Source organism: Variovorax sp. VaC1, from assembly GCF_043658315.1.
Lineage (GTDB): Bacteria > Pseudomonadota > Gammaproteobacteria > Burkholderiales > Burkholderiaceae_C > Variovorax.
Window position 1 is genome coordinate 64856 of record NZ_JBIGLT010000005.1, and the last position, 16810, is coordinate 81665.

The window sequence follows — 16810 nt, forward strand, 5'->3', positions numbered from 1 at the left end:
GTGCTGCACGACCGTTCCGTTCCAACGCAAAGGCGCCATGCCATGAAGAAGATAGGCATCGCCGGCACGGGCCGGCTGGGGGCGGCCCTGGCATCGCGTCTCGTACAGGCGGGATACGAGGTGGTTCTTGCGAACAGGCGAGGCCCCGGGTCGCTCGGAAATCTGATTCGGGAGCTGGGACCGAACGCCTACGCGGGCACTCTGGAAACGGTTGCCGCCCAAGCTGTTGTCGTTCTGGCCATGAGATGGGAGGACATGCGCGAAGCGATTGCGGGCCTCGGCACGCTGGCTGGAAGGATCGTCATCGATACAACCAACCCCTACATGGAAAAAGACGGACAGCTTTCACTCATCGATATCGGCAAGCGAACGTCCAGTGAGATCGTCGCCAGCCTCATCCCTGATGCGCGCCTGGTCAAGGCATTCAATACCTTGGCCGCCAACACCCTCGCGGCCGATCCGGAACTGGCCGGAGGAGGTCGCCGGGTCATGTTCGTGTCGGGCGACCACGTGCCCTCCAAGGAATTGGTGAAGAACATCGCATCGACGGTGGGCTGGGTGCCGTTGGACCTGGGAGGGCTGGTCGCGGGTGGTCAACTGCAGCAGGCAGGCGGCCCTCTCGCTGGCATCGATCTGATCCGGGTCGCTTGAACATCAGGTGAGGGCCGGCCTGCGCCCCGTAGCAAGTGCCCGTCGAAGTGAGCGTTGGCAAAGGCCGGTTTCACCTTCTGGCTTTCTGTTGGCAAAACCTCGCTGCGGCCGCGCCGGGGTAAGCCCGCTGCATCCATTCCATCTCGCTTGATACGATTTTTGTCAAAGCGCCGATTCCCAGGGCGTTGGAGACAAGATGGACCCGAGCATTCCTGGCCGCGCCGGCGAGGCGCTGTACCGCGTCATGGTGCGCATCCGCGCCTTCGAGAACGCCGCCGAAACGGCCAGCCAGGGTGGCGTGAGTGCCTACGGCCAGCAGGCCGCCGGTGCCGCCAAGGTGCGCGGGCCGCTGCACCTCTCGACCGGGCAGGAGGCGGTGCCGGCCGGCGTCTGCGCGCACCTGCGCACGAGCGATTACCTCACCTCCACCCATCGGGGTCACGGCCACACGCTGGCCAAGGGCGCGGACCTCACGCGGATGATGTGCGAGCTGTTCGGCAAGGCCACGGGCTTCAACGGCGGCAAGGGCGGCTCGATGCACATCGCTGATTTTTCGGTCGGCATGCTCGGCGCCAACGGCGTGGTCGCCGCCGGTTTGCCGATAGCGGTGGGCGCGGCGCACGCGCAGAAGCTGCTCAAGAAAAGCGACGACATCACCGTCTGCTTCTTCGGCGACGGCGCCATCAACCGCGGGCCCTTTCTCGAAGCGCTGAACTGGGCGCGCGTGTACGAGTTGCCGGTGCTCTTCGTCTGCGAAGACAACCGCTGGAGCGCGACCACCGCGAGCGGCCCGATGACGGCCGGCGACGGCGCCTCGGCGCGCGCCGCGTCGATGGACATCGCGGCCACGCAGGTCGATGGCAACGACGTGTTCGCGGTGCACGCGGTAGCCGCGCGGCTGGTGGCCGAGGTGCGCGCCGGCGGCGGGCCGCGCCTGCTGCACGCGCTGACCTACCGGGTGAAGGGCCATGTGTCGGTCGACCTCGCGGCCTACCGCGACCCGGCCGAACTGGCCGCCGCGCTGGAAACGGACCCGATCGCGCGGGCGCGCGGACATCTTCTTTCAACGGGCATCGCCGCCGCGACGCTCGACGCCATCGAGAACGCGGCGCGCGACGAAGTCGACACCGCGCTGGCCGTGGCCGATGCCGCGCCCTGGCCCGATGCCAGCGCCGCCTTCACCGACGTGCAGACCATCGGAGCAGGCCAATGGCGCTGAAGAAAGAACTGAGTTATTCCGAGGCCGCGACGCTCGCGATCCAGCGCGAGATGGAGGCCGATGCACGCGTGGTCGTGCTCGGCGAAGACGTGGGCCGCGGCGGCATCTTCGGCCAGTACAAGGGATTGCAGCAGACCTTCGGCACCGAGCGCGTGATCGACACGCCGATCAGCGAGGCCGCGATCATGGGCGCCGGCGTGGGCATGGCGCTCGCGGGGCTGCGGCCGGTGGTCGAGATGCGCGTGGTCGACTTCGCGTTGTGCGGCATGGACGAGCTGGTGAACCAGGCCGCCAAGAACCGCTTCATGTTCGGCGGCCAGGGTCGCGTGCCGCTGGTGGCGCGCATGCCCGGCGGCATCTGGGACGCCTCGGCGGCGCAGCATTCGCAGTCGCTCGAAGCCTGGTTCACGCACCTGCCGGGTGTGGTGGTGGTGAGCCCGTCGACGCCGCAGGACAACCACAGCCTGCTGCGCGCCGCGCTGCAATGCGGCGACCCGGTCGTCTACATCGAGCACAAGACGCTGTGGGGCCTGCGCGGCGAAGTCGACGAAGACATCGCCGTGCCGCTGGGCAAGGCCGCGCGGGTGCGCGAAGGCAACGCGCTCACGCTGGTGAGCTGGAGCAAGCAGATGCAGGCCTGCGCCGCCGCCTGCGATGCGCTCGCGGCCGAAGGCATCGCGGTCGACCTGATCGACCTGCGCACGCTCTGGCCATGGGACCGCGACACGGTGCTGTCGTCCTGCGCGCGCACCGGCCGGCTGCTGGTCGTCCACGAGGCGGTGCAGGCCGCGGGCTTCGGCGCCGAGATCGCGGCCAGCGCGGCGGAAGCCACGGGCTGCCGCGTGGCGCGGCTGGGTGCGCCGCGCATTCCGGTCGGCTATGCGCCGGTGCTGGAGGCGCAGTCGCGCGTCGGCACCGAGGCCATCGTGGCCACCGCGAAGAAGCTGCTCGGCTGACGACGGCGCCGCGCCATGGACCCGCTCTTCTTCAAGCTGGTTCGGGTGGTCAACCTCACGGCGCGGCCGTTTCACGAACGCGTCGGCCACGCGCACCAGCTCACGCTGAACGAGTGGCGGACCATGGCCGTGCTCGCGACGCAGCCAGGGCTCAGCGCCACGCAGATCGCTGACCAGACGGGCCTCGACAAGATGGCGGTGAGCCGCGCGCTGGCCGGCCTGAAGCACCACCAGCGCGTGCAGCGCCGCGGCGACCCGACCGACCAGCGCCGTGGCCGGCTCTACCTCACGGCCACCGGCAAGGCGCTGCACGACACGGTGAGCGCGCTCGGCCGGCAACGCGAGGCCGAGCTGTTCGCCGGGCTCGATGCGAAAGAACTGGCCCGGCTGGACGCGACGCTCGACAAGCTGATCGCCGCCGTGCAGCACGCCGGATAGCCCGGCGCAAACGACTCAGGGGGCTCAGGCGGCAAAACCACCGTCGATGTTGATGCTGGCGCCCGTCACGAACGCCGCTTCCGGGCTCGCCAGATACGCCACCATGCCGGCGATTTCTTCCGGGCGTCCGTGGCGCGGCAGCGCCATCAGGCCATGCATCGCGGCGGCGTTCGGGCCGTCGACCGGGTTCATGTCGGTGTTGACCGGGCCCGGCTGCACGTTGTTGACCGTGATGCCGCGCGGTCCGAGATCGCGCGACAGGCCCTGCACCAGCCCGACCAGCGCCGACTTGCTCATCGCGTAGGCGCTGCCGCCGGGCCAGGGCATGCGCTCGGCGTTGGTGCTGCCGATGTTGATGACGCGGCCGCCTTCGCCCATGTGGCGCGAGGCCGCCTTGGCCGCCACGAACACGGCGCGCACGTTGATGTCCAGCGTCTTGTCGAAGTCTTCGAGCGAGAACTCGTCGAGCGTGCCGCCGAGGAACACGCCGGCGTTGTTGACGAGGATGTCGATCTTGCCGAGCGTGCGGGCCGCGTCGTCGATGCCGGCGGTCAGCGCGGCGGCGTCGGCGCTGTCGATCTTCAGCGCAAGTGCGCGGCCGCCTTCGGACTGGATGCTGCGCACGAGTTCGTCGGCCGGGGCGCTGGAGCTGGCGTAGCTGAAGGCCACGGCGGCGCCGTCGCGCGCCAGCCGGCGAACGATGGCGGCGCCGATGCCGCGCGAGCCGCCGGTGACGAAGGCGACCTTACCAGCCAGGACGGGAGAAGAAGAGGAGGAAGAAGCGTTGGAAGCCATGATTTTTCCGATCGATGTGTGGAGGAATGACTTCAGTGTCGGGATTCCACTCCTGCTCCGGTAGCCATCAATCGGCGCAATCAAATTCAACCAAAGGTTGAAGATGGCGTTGAAAATGCGCCCATGGAACCGCTCAATCACCTCGAATCCTTCGTGCAGAGCGCGGAGGGCGGCAGCTTCTCGGCCGCGGCACGGCGCCTGGGCCTCACGCCGGCGGCGGTCAGCAAGAACGTCGCGCGGCTCGAAGCGCGGCTCGGCGTGCGGCTGTTCCAGCGCAGCACGCGCCGCCTGACGCTGACCGAAGGCGGTGAGCGTTTTCTCGCGCAGATCGGCGGCGCGCTCGCCACCTTGCAGGAAGCCGTGGCCGGGATCGACAAGGACGACGGCCAGCCCGCCGGCACGCTGAAAGTGAGCATGGGCCAGGCCTTCGGCCGCGAGCATGTGCTGCCGATGCTGGGCGACTTCCTTGCGCGCTACCCGGCCATCCAGCCGGACTGGCATTTCGACAACCAGCAGGTGGACCTTGTCGGCGAAGGCTTCGACGCGGCCATCGGCGGCGGCATCGAGCTGCCGGCCGGGCTGGTGGCGCGCGAGCTGTCGCGCATCCACGTGGTCGCGGTCGCGGCGCCGGCGTACCTGCAAGGGCGCGCGCTGCCCGAGCAGCCCGCCGACCTGGCGCGGCTCGACACGCTGCTGCGGCGCTCCTCGCCCACGGGGCGGCTGCGCAGCTGGACCTTGCGGCGTGCGAACGGCGAAGAAACCACGGTCGATCTGCCGCGACCGCGCGCGATCTTCAACGACCCCGAAGCCATCGCGCATGCCGCGCTGATGGGCCTGGGCGTCGCGATGCTGCCGATGCCTTTTGTCGAACGCGGCCTGCGCAGCGGCGGGCTGGTGCGGCTGCTGCCCGAATGGCACCAGGACGCGGGCACCGTGTGGCTTTATTACCCGAGCAAGAAACTGCTGCCGCCCAAGACGCGCGTGTTCGTCGATTTCGTGCTGGAGCGCTTTCGCAACGAACGCTTCGCGCAGCGGATGCAGGTCGCGTAGGCGGCAACCCACGGGGTTTTTACCCGCGACGCGGGCGGCGCTCCCCTGTACAACCGCGCGCATGACTTTTCTTCTCTCTTTCTCTTCCTCTTCCTTTTCGTTGAATCGCCGCGGCGTGCTCGCGGCTTCGGTCGCCGCGGCCGTCACCCTGATGGCCGCTCCTTCGTGGGCGCAAAGCACGTGGCCGACCAAGCCGGTGCGCATCGTCGTGCCCTTCGCGGCCGGCGGCACCACCGACATCCTGGCGCGCGCCGTGGCGCCCGAACTGTCGAAGGCCTTCGGCCAGCAGTTCATCGTCGACAACCGGCCGGGCGCCGGTGGCAACCTGGGCGCCGAGATCGTGGCGCGCGCGCCGAACGACGGCTACACGCTGCTGATGGGCACGGTGGGCACGCACGGCATCAACCGCGCGCTTTACCCCAAGCTGCCCTTCGATCCGATCAAGGACTTCGCGCCGATCACCCTGGTGGCGGCCGTGCCGAACGTGATGGAGCTGAACGCCGAGAAGGCCAAGACGCTGAACATCCACAACGTACAGGACTTCATCAAGTACGCCAAGGCCAACCCCGGCAAGCTCAACATGGCGTCGAGCGGCAGCGGCACGTCGATCCACCTGGCGGGCGAGCTGTTCAAGAGCATGACGGGCACCTTCATGGCGCACATCCCGTACAAGGGCTCGGGCCCGGCGCTGCTGGACATGGTGGGCGGCAACGCCGACGTGATGTTCGACAACCTGCCCTCGTCGATGGCGCAGATCAAGGCCGGCAAGCTGACGGCGCTGGCCGTGACCAGCGCGCAGCGCTCGCCAGCGCTGCCCGACATTCCGACGGTGGCCGAAGTGGGTGGCCCATCGCTCAAGGGCTACGAGGCGAGTTCGTGGTTCGGGCTGCTGGCACCGGCCGGCACCTCGCCCGAGATCGTGAACCGGATTCAGCAGGAGGTGGCCAAGTCGCTCGGCACCCCGGCCATCAAGGAAAAGATGCTCGCCCAGGGCGCGATCCCGAGCGGCAATTCACCGGCCGACTTCACGAAGCTGATTGCCAGCGAGCACGTGAAGTGGGCGAAGGTCGTCAAGGACTCCGGGGCGAAAGTTGACTAACCCCTAGGCTTCGCGCACTTCGTGTCGCTTCTCCACCCCCTTGCAGGGGGCAACACCTGCGGCCCGGCAAAGCCGGTTCCGCGGTGTTTCACGAAGAAGACATGTCTCTCGTGATCAGGTCTTCCAGGTCACGTCCTTCTTTTCGGCCAGCGAATCCTTGAGCATGTGAAGCAGGGGGGCTGCACGCTGGTGCAGTCCGACATGCTGCTTCTCGGCGTCGGCCGCATGGCCTTCGACGGCGTAGTCGTCGTTGTTGTGGGCATTGCTGCCTTCGCGCGCCAGCGCGCCTTCGAGGGCGGCAATGGCGCCGGGGATCTGCTCGACCGTGATGATGCCCTGGGGCGCCACCGACTTGCCGACGATGTCGAGCAACTGGCGCGCATGCACTTCGAGCATCACGAAATCAGCGGAAGCCCGGGACTGGAAGCGATAGAGCATGGTGTTTTTCACTCACTTGTAGATGTAGTCACGGGCAAAAGGGTACACCGATTGCGCGCCACGCAAAACGCCATGTTCGACCTTGCCGTCGGGCTTGGTGGAAAGCATCTGGTGCAGCGAGATCCAGCCCTGCTCGAAGCTCATCGCCGAACCCGCAAGGTAGAGGCGGTAGGCGCGCAGCACGCGCTCCGCGTTCTCGCCCTGCCGGCCGCCGCTGCGCCGCAGCACTTCGCGCGCCGTGTCGAGCTGCGCCTCGAGCGCATCCGACCAGGCCCAGAGCGTGCGCGCGTAATGCGGGCGCAGGCTCTCGGTGTCGACCATCTCCAGGCCGGCCGCCGCCGTCTCGCGCAGCACGTGCGTCACGTGCAGCAGTTCGCCGCCCGGGAAGATGTACTTCTCGATGAAGTCGCCCATGCCCGCACCCAGCTGGCGGTAGTTGAGTTCGCCCGAGGTGATGCCGTGGTTCATGACCAGGCCGCCGGGCTTGAGCAGCGAATGGATCTTGCGGAAGTAGGTCGGCATGTTGGCCGCGCCCACGTGCTCGAACATGCCGACCGACGAGATCTTGTCGAAAGGCTGGTCGGCCGACACCTCGCGGTAGTCGCGCAATTCGACGCGCACGCGGCCCTGTAGGCCTTTCTCCTCAATCAGGCGCTGCACGTGCGCATGCTGGTTCTTCGACAGCGTGATGCCGGTCGCATCCACGCCATAGTGCTCGGCGGCCCACAACAGCAGCGCGCCCCAGCCGGAGCCGATGTCCAGGTAGCGCTCGCCCGGCTGCAGCATGAGCTTGCGGCAGATGTGGTCGAGCTTGGCCTCTTGCGCCTGCGCCAGCGTGAGGTCGGGTGTACGGAAATACGCGCACGAATAGACCCGGCGCGGATCGAGCCACAGCGCGTAGAAGTCGTCGGAAACGTCGTAGTGGAACTCGATCTGGGCCGCGTCCTTGCGCAGCGAATGCGAGCCGTGCGACTTGGCCATGTGCTGCAGGCGGCTCCACCAGCCGGTGTCTGTTTCGGCCGGGTTGCCGGGCAGCATGCCGACGGTGGCATCGATCAGGTCGCGCATTGCGCCTTCGATCTGCACCTTGCCCTCGACATAGGCCTCGCCGATGGCGCCGACCTGGCGGGCTGCCAGCTTGGCCAGCACCGCCCACTCCTTGAAGGCCAGGGTGACGCGGGCTCCGGCCTGGGCTACGCGACGGCCATCCGGCAGTTCCAGCGCGATGGGGACAGGCAGCGAAGCCAGCTGCGACTCGATCTTGGGTATCAAGTTTTGCATGGGGCTCATGGTATTGATTTTTACAAGGCTTTGCATCCCCGCCCCGCAACCGGACGCAACCAGCGGCCGTAACCATTCGGCATTGACAGCAGATTGTTTATGTCTAAACTATTGAACCATGAACAGCCTAAGCCACGTCCGCCCCGCTCCTGCCTCGGACCTCCAACGCATCCTGTGCATCGGCGGCGGGCCGGCCGGGCTCTACTTCGCCCTGTTGATGAAAGCGCGCAACCCGGCGCTGCAGATCACGGTGGTGGAACGCAACCGCCCCTTCGATACTTTCGGCTGGGGCGTGGTGCTGAGCGACCAGACGCTCGGCAACCTCAAGGCGGCCGACGCCGACACCGCGGCGCTCATCGGCAACGAGTTCCATCACTGGGACGACATCCAGGTGTTCTTCAAGGGCCGGCAGGTGCGCTCGGGCGGACATGGCTTCTGCGGCATCGGCCGCAAGCGCCTCTTGAACATCCTGCAGGAGCGCTGCCTTGCGCTGGGCGTCGACCTCGTGTTCGAGACCGACGCCACCGACGATCAGGCGATCGCCGCGCAGTACAACGCCGACCTCGTCATCGCCAGCGACGGCCTCAACAGCCGCATCCGCCAGCGCTACGCCGATGTGTTCAAGCCCGACGTCGACCTGCGCAACTGCCGCTTCGTGTGGCTCGGCACGCACCAGACCTTCGACGCCTTCACCTTCGCCTTCGAACAGACCGAGCACGGCTGGTTCCAGGCGCACGCCTACCAGTTCGACGACAAGACATCGACCTTCATCGTCGAGACGCCCGAAGCCGTGTGGAAGGCCCACGGCCTCGACCAGATGGAGCAGCCCGAAGCCATCGCCTTCTGCGAGAAGCTGTTCGCCAAATACCTCGGCGGCCACTCGCTCATCAGCAATGCCACGCACCTGCGCGGCTCGGCCAACTGGATCCGCTTTCCGCGCGTGGTGTGCGAGCGCTGGACGCACCGCATCGACGTCAATGGCCGCTCGGTGCCCGTGGTGCTGATGGGCGATGCAGCCCATACCGCGCACTTCTCGATCGGCTCGGGCACCAAGCTCGCGCTCGAAGACGCGATCGACCTCGCCAACGAATTCGCGCAGGGCGGCACCGTCGACCACGTGCTCGAAGGCTACGAGGCACGCCGCAGCGTCGAGGTTCTGAAGATCCAGAACGCCGCACGCAATTCCACCGAATGGTTCGAGAACGTGCCGCGCTACACCGGCATGCAGATCGAGCAGTTCGCCTACTCGCTGCTCACGCGCTCGCAGCGCATCAGCCACGAGAACCTGCGCGTGCGCGACACGCAATGGCTCGGCGGCTACGAAGAATGGCTCGCGGGCGGCAAGGCGATGGCGCCGATGCTCATGCCGTACAAGGTACGCGGGCTCACGCTGAAGAACCGCATCCTGGTGTCGCCGATGGCCACCTACAGCGCGGTCGATGGCGTGCCGCAAGACTTCCTGCTGGTGCACCTGGGCGCACGCGCGCTCGGCGGCGCCGCGATGGTGTTCGTCGAAATGACGAGCCCGACGCCCGAAGGCCGCATCACGCCGGCCTGCACCGGTCTCTACAACGACACGCAGCAAGCCGCCTTCAAGCGCATCGTCGATTTCGTGCACACGCAGTCGAGCGCGAAGATCGCGATGCAGCTCGGCCACAGCGGCCCCAAGGGCTCGACGCGTGTGGGCTGGGAAGGCACCGACGAGCCGCTCGAAGAAGGCAACTGGCCGCTGCTCGGCGCCAGCGCATTGCCCTACGGTGAACAGAACCAATTGCCAGCCGCCATCACGCGCGCCGAGATGGACGCGCTGCGCGACCAGTTCGTCGACTCCACGCGCCGCGCCGTCGAGTGCGGCTTCGACTGGCTCGAACTGCACTGCGCGCACGGCTACCTGCTGTCGGCCTTCATCAGCCCGCTCACGAACCAGCGCACCGACGAATACGGCGGCGACATCGAAGCGCGCTGCCGCTACCCGCTCGAAGTGTTCCGCGCCATGCGCGCCGTGTGGCCGCAAGACAAGCCGATGAGTGTGCGCATCTCCGCGCACGACTGGGCACCCCGCGGCAACACCGATGCCGACGCGGTCGTGGTCGCGCGCCTATTCAAGGAAGCCGGCGCCGATTTCATCGACGTGTCTTCCGGCCAGACCACGCGCGCGGCCAAGCCGATCTATGGCCGCATGTACCAGACGCCGTTCTCGGACCGCATCCGCAACGAGGTCGGCATCTCGACCATCGCCGTCGGCGCGATCACCGACGCGGACCAGGCCAACAGCATCATCGCGGCCGGCCGCGCCGACCTCTGCGCCATCGCGCGTCCGCACCTGGCGGACCCCGCATGGACGCTGCATGAAGCCGCCAAGCTGCAAAGCCGCGACGTCGACTGGCCCAAGCAGTACCTCAGTGGCCGCGACCAGATGTACCGCGAGATCGCCAAGCAGCAGCAGATCGCTGCCGCGAACGCCGCGATGGGTACCGCACCGAACCCCGAGGAGACACACTGACATGGACCTCGAAGCGCGCGCGCACAGCGAACACCCCGAAGCGCTGCGGCTCTGGCTGCGGTTGCTCACCTGCACACAACTCATCGAAAAGCAGGTGCGCAACGAATTGCGCTCGCAGTTCTCGACCACGCTGCCGCGCTTCGATCTGATGTCGCAGCTCGAGCGTTCGCCCGACGGTCTGAAGATGAACGAGCTCTCGCGCCGGATGATGGTGACGGGCGGCAACGTCACCGGCATCACCGACCAGCTCGTGACCGAAGGGCTGGTCGAGCGCATCAACGTCGAAGGCGACCGCCGCGCCTGGCGCGTGCGCCTGACGCCACGCGGCCGCAAGCTCTTCAACGAGATGGCGCAGCAGCATGAAGACTGGATCGTCGAGGCCTTTGCGGGCCTCAGCGGCAAAGAGATCTCGCAGCTTCACAAGCTGCTCGGCAAGGTCAAGCAACACTCACACAACCAATTGATGGCGGAGACCGAATGAAGCACTACATCGGCGCAAGCAATCCCATGCGCGCGCAATTCGAAGCGAAGGCAGCCTACAAGGCCGAACACTTCGCATGGCACTACGAAGCGGGCGTCGGCACGATCACGCTGAACCGGCCCGAGCGCAAGAACCCGCTGACCTTCGACTCGTACGCCGAGCTGCGCGACCTGTTCCGCGCGCTGAACTACGCCACCGACGTGAAGGCGATCGTGGTCACGGGCGCGGGCGGCAACTTCTGCTCGGGCGGCGACGTGCACGAGATCATCGGCCCGCTCACCGGCATGCGCATGCCCGAGCTGCTCGAGTTCACGCGCATGACGGGCGACCTGGTGAAGGCGATCCGCGCATGCCCGCAGCCGATCGTGGGCGCAATCGACGGCGTGTGCGCCGGTGCCGGCGCGATGATCGCGCTGGCCTGCGACCTGCGCTACGGCTCGCCCGCCACGCGCACTGCCTTCCTCTTCACGCGCGTCGGCCTGGCCGGCGCGGACATGGGTGCGTGCGCACTGCTGCCGCGTGTGATCGGCCAGGGCCGCGCATCGGAGCTGCTGTTCACCGGCCGCGCGATGACGGCGCAAGAAGGCCACGCCTGGGGCTTCTTCAATGCGCTGCACGAAAGCGACGCCCTGCTCGACGCCGCCACCAAGGTGGCACGCGAACTGGCCGAAGGCCCGAGCTTCGCGCATGGCATGACCAAGACCATGCTGTCGCAGGAATGGTCGATGACCATCGACCAGGCCATCGAGGCCGAAGCGCAGGCACAGGCCATCTGCATGCAGACCGAAGACTTCAAGCGTGCGTACGAAGCCTTCGCGGCCAAGCGCAAGCCGGTGTTCGGTGGGGACTGACGCCATGATGACCAAGATCTCCGCGCCACCTTCGACAGCACACCTTGCGCTGCCGTTCTTCGATGAGGCGCATCGCTCGCTCGCGCACGACCTGCTGCCGTGGTGCGCGGCGCAAGAGATCGACGAGCGCGACGACCGCGCGGCCTGCCGCGAATGGGTCCGCCGCCTGGGCGATGGCGGCTGGCTGCGCTATGCCGTGCCCGGCAGCGCGGGCGGTGCACTGGAGCGCCTCGATTCGCGCGCGCTCGTGCTGCTGCGCGAAACGCTGGGCTACCACTCGCCACTGGCCGACTTCGCCTTTGCGATGCAGGGGCTGGGCAGCGGCGCGATCACGCTCGACGGCACGCCGGCGCAACAGTCGCAGTACCTGACGGCCGTGGGCAGGGGCGACAAGATCGCTGCCTTCGCACTGAGCGAACCCGATGCTGGTTCTGATGTGGCCGCGATGGCCATGCGCGCCGAACCCACAGCCGACGGCTGGCGCCTGAACGGCGAGAAGACCTGGATCAGCAACGGCGGCATCGCCGACTTCTATTGCGTGTTCGCCAAGACCGATCCCACGGGCGGCACGCGCGGCATCACCGTGTTCATCGTCGATGCGACGACGCCCGGCCTCGACACCTCGGCGCACATCGACGTGATGGCACCGCACCCGCTGGCCACGCTGCGCTTCGACAACTGCATCGTGCCGCGCACGGCACAGCTGGGCGAACTCAACGGCGGCTTCAAGCTCGCGATGCGCACGCTCGACATCTTTCGTGCATCGGTTGCCGCTGCGGCGCTTGGCATGGGGCGTCGTGCGCTCGCCGAAGCCATTGCGCATGCAAAAGGCCGCCGCATGTTCGGGCAGACGCTCGCCGACTTCCAGCTCACGCAGGCCAAGCTCGGCGAGATGGCCGCGCTGATCGACAGCGCCGCATTGCTCACCTACCGCGCCGCATGGATGCGCGACGACGCCGAACGGCGCGGTGCACCCGCGGTGGGCGACGTGTCGGCCGCGGCGGCAATGGCCAAGATGTGCGCCACCGAGAACGCGAGCCGCGTGATCGACATGGCGCTGCAGATGCACGGCGGCCTGGGCGTGAAGGTTGGCACGAAGATTGAGAGCCTCTACCGCGACATCCGCTCGCTGCGCATCTACGAAGGCGCGACGGAGGTTCAACAACTGATCATTGGCAAATCCGTTCTGCGGGGATAAATACCGTGTCTGCCCAAGTCGACCGCTTCGTTCACGACCGCCTGCCGCCTGCACAGCAGTTGCCGGTCTTTCGTTATGACCTGCCAGAGCTTCAGCTGCCCGACCAGTTGAACCTGGTGGAGGAGCTGCTCGACAAGGCGGCCGCGAAGGGTTTCGGCGACAAGCCGATGCTGCGATCGCCGCAAGGCACGCTCACGTATGCGCAGGCTGCGCTCGAGGTCAATCGCATCGCGCAGGTGCTGACGGAAGACCTTGGCCTCGTGCCTGGCAACCGCGTGCTGCTGCGCGGCGGCAACTCGGTCGCGATGGCGCTGGCATGGCTCGCGGCAGTCAAGGCCGGCTTGATCGCGGTGGCGACGATGCCGCTGCTGCGTGCCAAGGAACTGGGCGAGATCATCGAGAAGTCGCGCCCCGTGGCCGCGCTGTGCGACGGGCGGCTGCTCGACGAACTCGTGGCGGCGCAGCAGGCGCACCCGGTGCTCGCGACGGTGATTGCCTTCAACAAGCCCGATGCACCGGATTCGCTGTCCGCACGCGCGGCAGGCAAGTGCGGCGTTTTCACCGCATGCCCGACGGCAGCCGACGACATCGCGCTGCTCGCCTTCACGTCAGGCACCACCGGCAAGCCGAAGGCGCCTGTCACCACCCACCGCGATGTGCTCGCGATGTGCGAGACCTGGCCGCGCCATGTGCTGAAGGCGCGCAGCGACGACATCGTGGTGGGCTCGCCGCCACTGGCCTTTACCTTCGGGCTCGGTGGCCTGCTGATCTTTCCGATGTGGGCGGGCGCCTCGGTCTACTTTGCCGATGCGCCGTTCACACCCGAAGGGCTGGTGAAGCTCATCAACGAGGTCGGCGCGACCATCTGCTACACCGCACCGACCTTCTATCGCCAGATGGCGCCCTTCGTGCGCCAGCACGGCATGCCGAGCCTGCGCATCAGCGTGAGCGCGGGCGAGGCACTGCCGGACGCGACGCGCCAGCTGTGGAAAGAAGCCACGGGCATCGAGATGCTCGACGGCATCGGTGGCACCGAGGTGTTTCACATCTACATTTCCGCGGCCGGCAACGAGGTGCGCAAGGGCGCGGTCGGCAAGGCGGTGCCGGGCTTCACCGCGAAAGTGGTGGACGACCAGGGCAATGAGGTGCCGCACGGCACGGTCGGCAAGCTGGCATTGCAAGGACCGGTCGGTTGCCGCTACCTGGACGATCCGCGCCAGGCCGACTACGTGAAGAACGGCTGGAACTACCCTGGCGATTCTTTCGTGCAGGACGACGACGGCTACTTCTTCTACCAGGCGCGCGCCGACGACATGATCATCACCGCCGGCTACAACGTCGGCGGCCCCGAGGTCGAAGACGCGCTGCTCAAGCACCCGGCCGTGGCCGAGTGCGGCGTGATCGGCAAGCCCGATGCCGAGCGCGGCATGATCGTGAAGGCCTTCTGCGTGCTCAAGCCGGGCAACGAAGGCAATGCCGCGCTGGTGAAGGCGCTGCAGGACCACGTGAAGGCGACGATCGCGCCTTTCAAATACCCGCGGGAGATCGAGTTCGTGGCGGCCTTGCCGCGCACCGAGACCGGCAAGCTCCAGCGATTCAAACTGAGACAACTGAACACCACACCATGATCCACAAACTTCTTCAACCCGAGGGCTGGTTGCCTCCCAAGGGCTATGCAAACGGCGTCGCCGCGCGCGGCACGACGCTGTTCGTCGGCGGCCAGATCGGCTGGAACGGACAGCAGCAGTTCGAGTCGGACGACTTCATCGACCAATGCGGCCAGGCGCTACGCAACATCGCCGAGGTGCTGCGCGCGGGCGGCGCGGGCCCCGAGCACATGGTGCGCATGACCTGGTACGTGACCGATCGCGACGAGTACAGCCGCCGTCTTGCCGAGCTGGGCCCGGTCTACCGCGATGCGATGGGCCGCAACTTTCCGGCGATGACCTGCGTGCAGGTGGCGGCGCTGGTCGAGCACCGCGCGAAGGTCGAGATCGAAGTGACGGCGGTCATTCCGGACTGATCGCGCTTTCTCCGCGCCACGTCGTCGTCGTTGTCGTTACTCGATGGCGTGCGCGTAGCGCTTGCGGTACTCCGCCGGCGTAATGCCGACCTGGCGCTGGAATGCGCGGCGCAGGGTGTCGACATCGGCGAATCCGCATTGCGATGCCACCTGCTTGGGCACCACATCGCCCGCCTCCAGCAGGCGGCGCGCGACGGCCACACGTGTTTCTTCCACCCACACGGCGGGCGTGACGCCCACCTCCTGGCTGAACAAGCGCGCGAAATGGCGGCTGCTGAGGCCCATCCGGCTGGCGAGCTGCCCCACGCTGTGGTCCATCGCCGGATTCGCGGCAATCCAGCGCTGCACCTCCTGCAGCGCAGACCGGCCTGTCGGCGCAGCCTCGCCCTTGCGGCTGAACTGCATCTGTCCACCGGGGCGCTTGAAGAACATCACCAGTTGCGACGCGACCTTCATGGCGATCTCGCGGCCGAGGTCTTCCTCGACAAGCGACAGCGACAGGTCGAGACCTGCGGTCACGCCGGCGGCGGTGCGCAGCCGGCCGTCACGCACATGGATCGCATCGACATCGACCGTGACCGACGGGAAGTCGCGGGCCAGTTGGTCGGCCACGGCCCAATGCGTCGTCACGCGCCGGCCGCTCAAAAGCCCTGCCTGCGCGAGCACGAAGGCACCACTGCACACCGAGCCGAAACGGCGCACCTTGGGCGTGAGCTTGCGCAGCCACGTGCCGACATTGGCGTCGAAGACGGTGTTCGCGGCCTGCGGAGAGCCCGCCACGAGCAAGGTGTGGATCGGGTCTTCGATCTCTTCACCGACGACCGCATCGGGCATCAGGCGCGCGCCCGAAGAACTGCGGACGGCACCTGGCTGGCTTGCGATGACGAGCAGCCTGTAGGCATTCATTCGCGCTTGCACGTTCGCTTCGGCGAACACGTCGAGCGGGCCTGACACGTCCAGCAACTGGACGCCGGGCATGGCGAGGATCGCGATGGTCTTGGTGGTTGTTCGCACGGCGCTTGTGTCTCTTTCGGCAATGCAATGGCTTGATTCGTCGCCTCACGTCTGTTGAGGACATTTTAGCCGACTCCTAAAGTTGTTCCCACACTTTCAGGAGAAATCCACATGGCTTTGACGACGACGACCATCGAAGGGGTGTCCGTCCCCGACAGCAAGCTCGCACGCGAGATCACGGAACTGGTTCGGGATACGGCGCCGCCGCTGCTGTTTCATCATTCGAGCCGGGTCTATTACTTCGGCGCGCTGGCCGGAAAGCACCGTGGCTTGGTTTTCGACCCGGAGCTGCTTTACGCGGGCGCGATGTTCCATGACATGGGGCTCCTGCAGAAACACAGCAGCGCGCACGAGCGCTTCGAGGTCGATGGCGCGAACGTGGCGTGCGATTTCCTGCGTGGCCATGGCATTTCGCAGCAGGAAGTCGACCTGGTCTGGACCGCGATCGCGCTGCATACGACGCCGGGGATCCCGCAGCACATGCATCCGGTGGTTGCACTGGTCACGGCGGGCGTCGAGATGGACGTGCTGGGCCTGACCTATCCGGAATACAGCGAAGCGGAGCGCACGCAGGTCGTGCATGCGCATCCACGCAGCGAGCACTTCAAGGAGGACATCATCCAGGCCTTCTACGATGGCATCAAACACAAGCCCGAGACCACCTTCGGCAACGTGAAGGCCGACGTGATCGCGGACAAGGAGCCGCACTTTCACCGAGGCAATTTCTGCAGCGTGATTCGCTGCTCGGCCTGGCACGGCTGAGAAATTCGAGAAATAAAAAAGCCCTCATTGCGAGGGCTTGATTCATTCAAT

Annotated in this window: 17 protein-coding genes; 13 read left to right on the top strand and 4 right to left on the bottom strand. The window is 66.9% G+C overall.

Annotation, left to right across the window (positions count from 1 at the left end):
• The 4 genes from ACGLHS_RS20205 (at window position 1) to ACGLHS_RS20220 (ending at window position 3264) form a co-directional block, all read left to right on the top strand.
• Window positions 1–651: an NADPH-dependent F420 reductase gene (locus tag ACGLHS_RS20205; protein ID WP_394483518.1), complete on the top strand. Its 651-nt coding sequence runs from the start codon at window positions 1–3 to the stop codon at window positions 649–651.
• Window positions 652–847: 196 nt separating this feature from the next.
• Complete coding sequence (locus ACGLHS_RS20210; RefSeq protein ID WP_394482635.1) at window positions 848–1870, top strand: thiamine pyrophosphate-dependent dehydrogenase E1 component subunit alpha; 1023 nt, start codon at window positions 848–850, stop codon at window positions 1868–1870.
• Entirely contained in the window at window positions 1861–2826 is a 966-nt protein-coding gene (locus ACGLHS_RS20215) for an alpha-ketoacid dehydrogenase subunit beta (RefSeq protein ID WP_394482637.1), read from the top strand. The genes ACGLHS_RS20210 and ACGLHS_RS20215 overlap by 10 nt, the downstream gene beginning before the upstream one ends.
• A 15-nt stretch (window positions 2827–2841) precedes the next feature.
• Window positions 2842–3264: a MarR family winged helix-turn-helix transcriptional regulator gene (locus ACGLHS_RS20220; RefSeq protein WP_394482639.1), complete on the top strand. Its 423-nt coding sequence runs from the start codon at window positions 2842–2844 to the stop codon at window positions 3262–3264.
• A gap of 24 nt (window positions 3265–3288) precedes the next feature.
• On the opposite strand, the gene ACGLHS_RS20225 is transcribed toward ACGLHS_RS20220, so the two are convergent.
• Window positions 3289–4059 (bottom strand): SDR family oxidoreductase, encoded by a 771-nt coding sequence (locus ACGLHS_RS20225; RefSeq protein WP_394482641.1) that lies wholly within the window; start codon window positions 4057–4059, stop codon window positions 3289–3291.
• Between the two features lie 123 nt (window positions 4060–4182).
• On the opposite strand from ACGLHS_RS20225, the gene ACGLHS_RS20230 reads away from it, so the two are divergent.
• Together ACGLHS_RS20230 and ACGLHS_RS20235 are read left to right on the top strand one after the other, a co-directional pair.
• On the top strand, window positions 4183–5109 hold the full coding sequence (locus tag ACGLHS_RS20230; protein ID WP_394482644.1) for a LysR family transcriptional regulator: 927 nt from the start codon (window positions 4183–4185) through the stop codon (window positions 5107–5109).
• A 61-nt stretch (window positions 5110–5170) separates the two neighbouring features.
• A complete protein-coding gene (locus ACGLHS_RS20235) occupies window positions 5171–6208 on the top strand; it encodes a Bug family tripartite tricarboxylate transporter substrate binding protein (RefSeq protein ID WP_394482646.1) in 1038 nt (345 codons plus the stop codon).
• Between the two features lie 114 nt (window positions 6209–6322).
• Here ACGLHS_RS20235 and ACGLHS_RS20240 read toward each other — a convergent pair whose 3' ends face one another.
• Window positions 6323–6646 (bottom strand): DUF1840 domain-containing protein, encoded by a 324-nt coding sequence (locus ACGLHS_RS20240; protein ID WP_394483520.1) that lies wholly within the window; start codon window positions 6644–6646, stop codon window positions 6323–6325.
• A gap of 12 nt (window positions 6647–6658) precedes the next feature.
• Complete coding sequence (locus tag ACGLHS_RS20245) at window positions 6659–7927, bottom strand: class I SAM-dependent methyltransferase (protein WP_394482648.1); 1269 nt, start codon at window positions 7925–7927, stop codon at window positions 6659–6661.
• A gap of 118 nt (window positions 7928–8045) precedes the next feature.
• On the opposite strand from ACGLHS_RS20245, the gene ACGLHS_RS20250 reads away from it, so the two are divergent.
• Genes ACGLHS_RS20250 through ACGLHS_RS20275 form a run of 6 tightly spaced genes read left to right on the top strand, consistent with a single transcriptional unit; the run spans window position 8046 to window position 14983 of the window.
• Window positions 8046–10430, top strand: a complete 2385-nt coding sequence (locus ACGLHS_RS20250) for a bifunctional salicylyl-CoA 5-hydroxylase/oxidoreductase (RefSeq protein WP_394482650.1) — start codon at window positions 8046–8048, stop codon at window positions 10428–10430.
• Window position 10431: 1 nt separating this feature from the next.
• Window positions 10432–10911, top strand: a complete 480-nt coding sequence (locus ACGLHS_RS20255) for a MarR family winged helix-turn-helix transcriptional regulator (RefSeq protein ID WP_093243021.1) — start codon at window positions 10432–10434, stop codon at window positions 10909–10911.
• Window positions 10908–11762 carry an enoyl-CoA hydratase family protein gene (locus tag ACGLHS_RS20260; RefSeq protein WP_394482653.1) on the top strand — a complete coding sequence of 285 codons (855 nt, stop codon included), beginning with the start codon at window positions 10908–10910 and terminating at the stop codon, window positions 11760–11762. Before ACGLHS_RS20255 ends, ACGLHS_RS20260 begins: the two co-directional genes overlap by 4 nt.
• Window positions 11763–11766: 4 nt before the next feature.
• Window positions 11767–12960, top strand: a complete 1194-nt coding sequence (locus ACGLHS_RS20265; RefSeq protein ID WP_394482655.1) for an acyl-CoA dehydrogenase family protein — start codon at window positions 11767–11769, stop codon at window positions 12958–12960.
• Window positions 12961–12965: 5 nt separating this feature from the next.
• Complete coding sequence (locus ACGLHS_RS20270; protein WP_394482657.1) at window positions 12966–14588, top strand: AMP-binding protein; 1623 nt, start codon at window positions 12966–12968, stop codon at window positions 14586–14588.
• Window positions 14585–14983 carry a RidA family protein gene (locus ACGLHS_RS20275; RefSeq protein WP_093243013.1) on the top strand — a complete coding sequence of 133 codons (399 nt, stop codon included), beginning with the start codon at window positions 14585–14587 and terminating at the stop codon, window positions 14981–14983. The genes ACGLHS_RS20270 and ACGLHS_RS20275 overlap by 4 nt, the downstream gene beginning before the upstream one ends.
• 36 nt (window positions 14984–15019) lie before the next feature.
• Here the strand turns inward: ACGLHS_RS20275 and ACGLHS_RS20280 are convergent, their stop codons facing one another.
• Complete coding sequence (locus tag ACGLHS_RS20280) at window positions 15020–15997, bottom strand: GlxA family transcriptional regulator (RefSeq protein ID WP_394482660.1); 978 nt, start codon at window positions 15995–15997, stop codon at window positions 15020–15022.
• Between the two features lie 111 nt (window positions 15998–16108).
• Between ACGLHS_RS20280 and ACGLHS_RS20285 the strand changes: the two genes are divergently transcribed.
• A complete protein-coding gene (locus tag ACGLHS_RS20285) occupies window positions 16109–16759 on the top strand; it encodes an HD domain-containing protein (protein ID WP_394482662.1) in 651 nt (216 codons plus the stop codon).
• The last annotated feature ends 51 nt before the right edge of the window (window positions 16760–16810 follow it).

Coding starts and splice junctions, on each gene's coding strand:
- ACGLHS_RS20210 (WP_394482635.1), top strand. CDS start 848: ATGGACCCGAGCATTCCTGGCCGCGCCGGCGAGGCGCTGTACCGCGTC.
- ACGLHS_RS20215 (WP_394482637.1), top strand. CDS start 1,861: ATGGCGCTGAAGAAAGAACTGAGTTATTCCGAGGCCGCGACGCTCGCG.
- ACGLHS_RS20220 (WP_394482639.1), top strand. CDS start 2,842: ATGGACCCGCTCTTCTTCAAGCTGGTTCGGGTGGTCAACCTCACGGCG.
- ACGLHS_RS20225 (WP_394482641.1), bottom strand. CDS start 4,059: ATGGCTTCCAACGCTTCTTCCTCCTCTTCTTCTCCCGTCCTGGCTGGT.
- ACGLHS_RS20230 (WP_394482644.1), top strand. CDS start 4,183: ATGGAACCGCTCAATCACCTCGAATCCTTCGTGCAGAGCGCGGAGGGC.
- ACGLHS_RS20235 (WP_394482646.1), top strand. CDS start 5,171: ATGACTTTTCTTCTCTCTTTCTCTTCCTCTTCCTTTTCGTTGAATCGC.
- ACGLHS_RS20240 (WP_394483520.1), bottom strand. CDS start 6,646: ATGCTCTATCGCTTCCAGTCCCGGGCTTCCGCTGATTTCGTGATGCTC.
- ACGLHS_RS20245 (WP_394482648.1), bottom strand. CDS start 7,927: ATGCAAAACTTGATACCCAAGATCGAGTCGCAGCTGGCTTCGCTGCCT.
- ACGLHS_RS20250 (WP_394482650.1), top strand. CDS start 8,046: ATGAACAGCCTAAGCCACGTCCGCCCCGCTCCTGCCTCGGACCTCCAA.
- ACGLHS_RS20255 (WP_093243021.1), top strand. CDS start 10,432: ATGGACCTCGAAGCGCGCGCGCACAGCGAACACCCCGAAGCGCTGCGG.
- ACGLHS_RS20260 (WP_394482653.1), top strand. CDS start 10,908: ATGAAGCACTACATCGGCGCAAGCAATCCCATGCGCGCGCAATTCGAA.
- ACGLHS_RS20265 (WP_394482655.1), top strand. CDS start 11,767: ATGATGACCAAGATCTCCGCGCCACCTTCGACAGCACACCTTGCGCTG.
- ACGLHS_RS20275 (WP_093243013.1), top strand. CDS start 14,585: ATGATCCACAAACTTCTTCAACCCGAGGGCTGGTTGCCTCCCAAGGGC.
- ACGLHS_RS20285 (WP_394482662.1), top strand. CDS start 16,109: ATGGCTTTGACGACGACGACCATCGAAGGGGTGTCCGTCCCCGACAGC.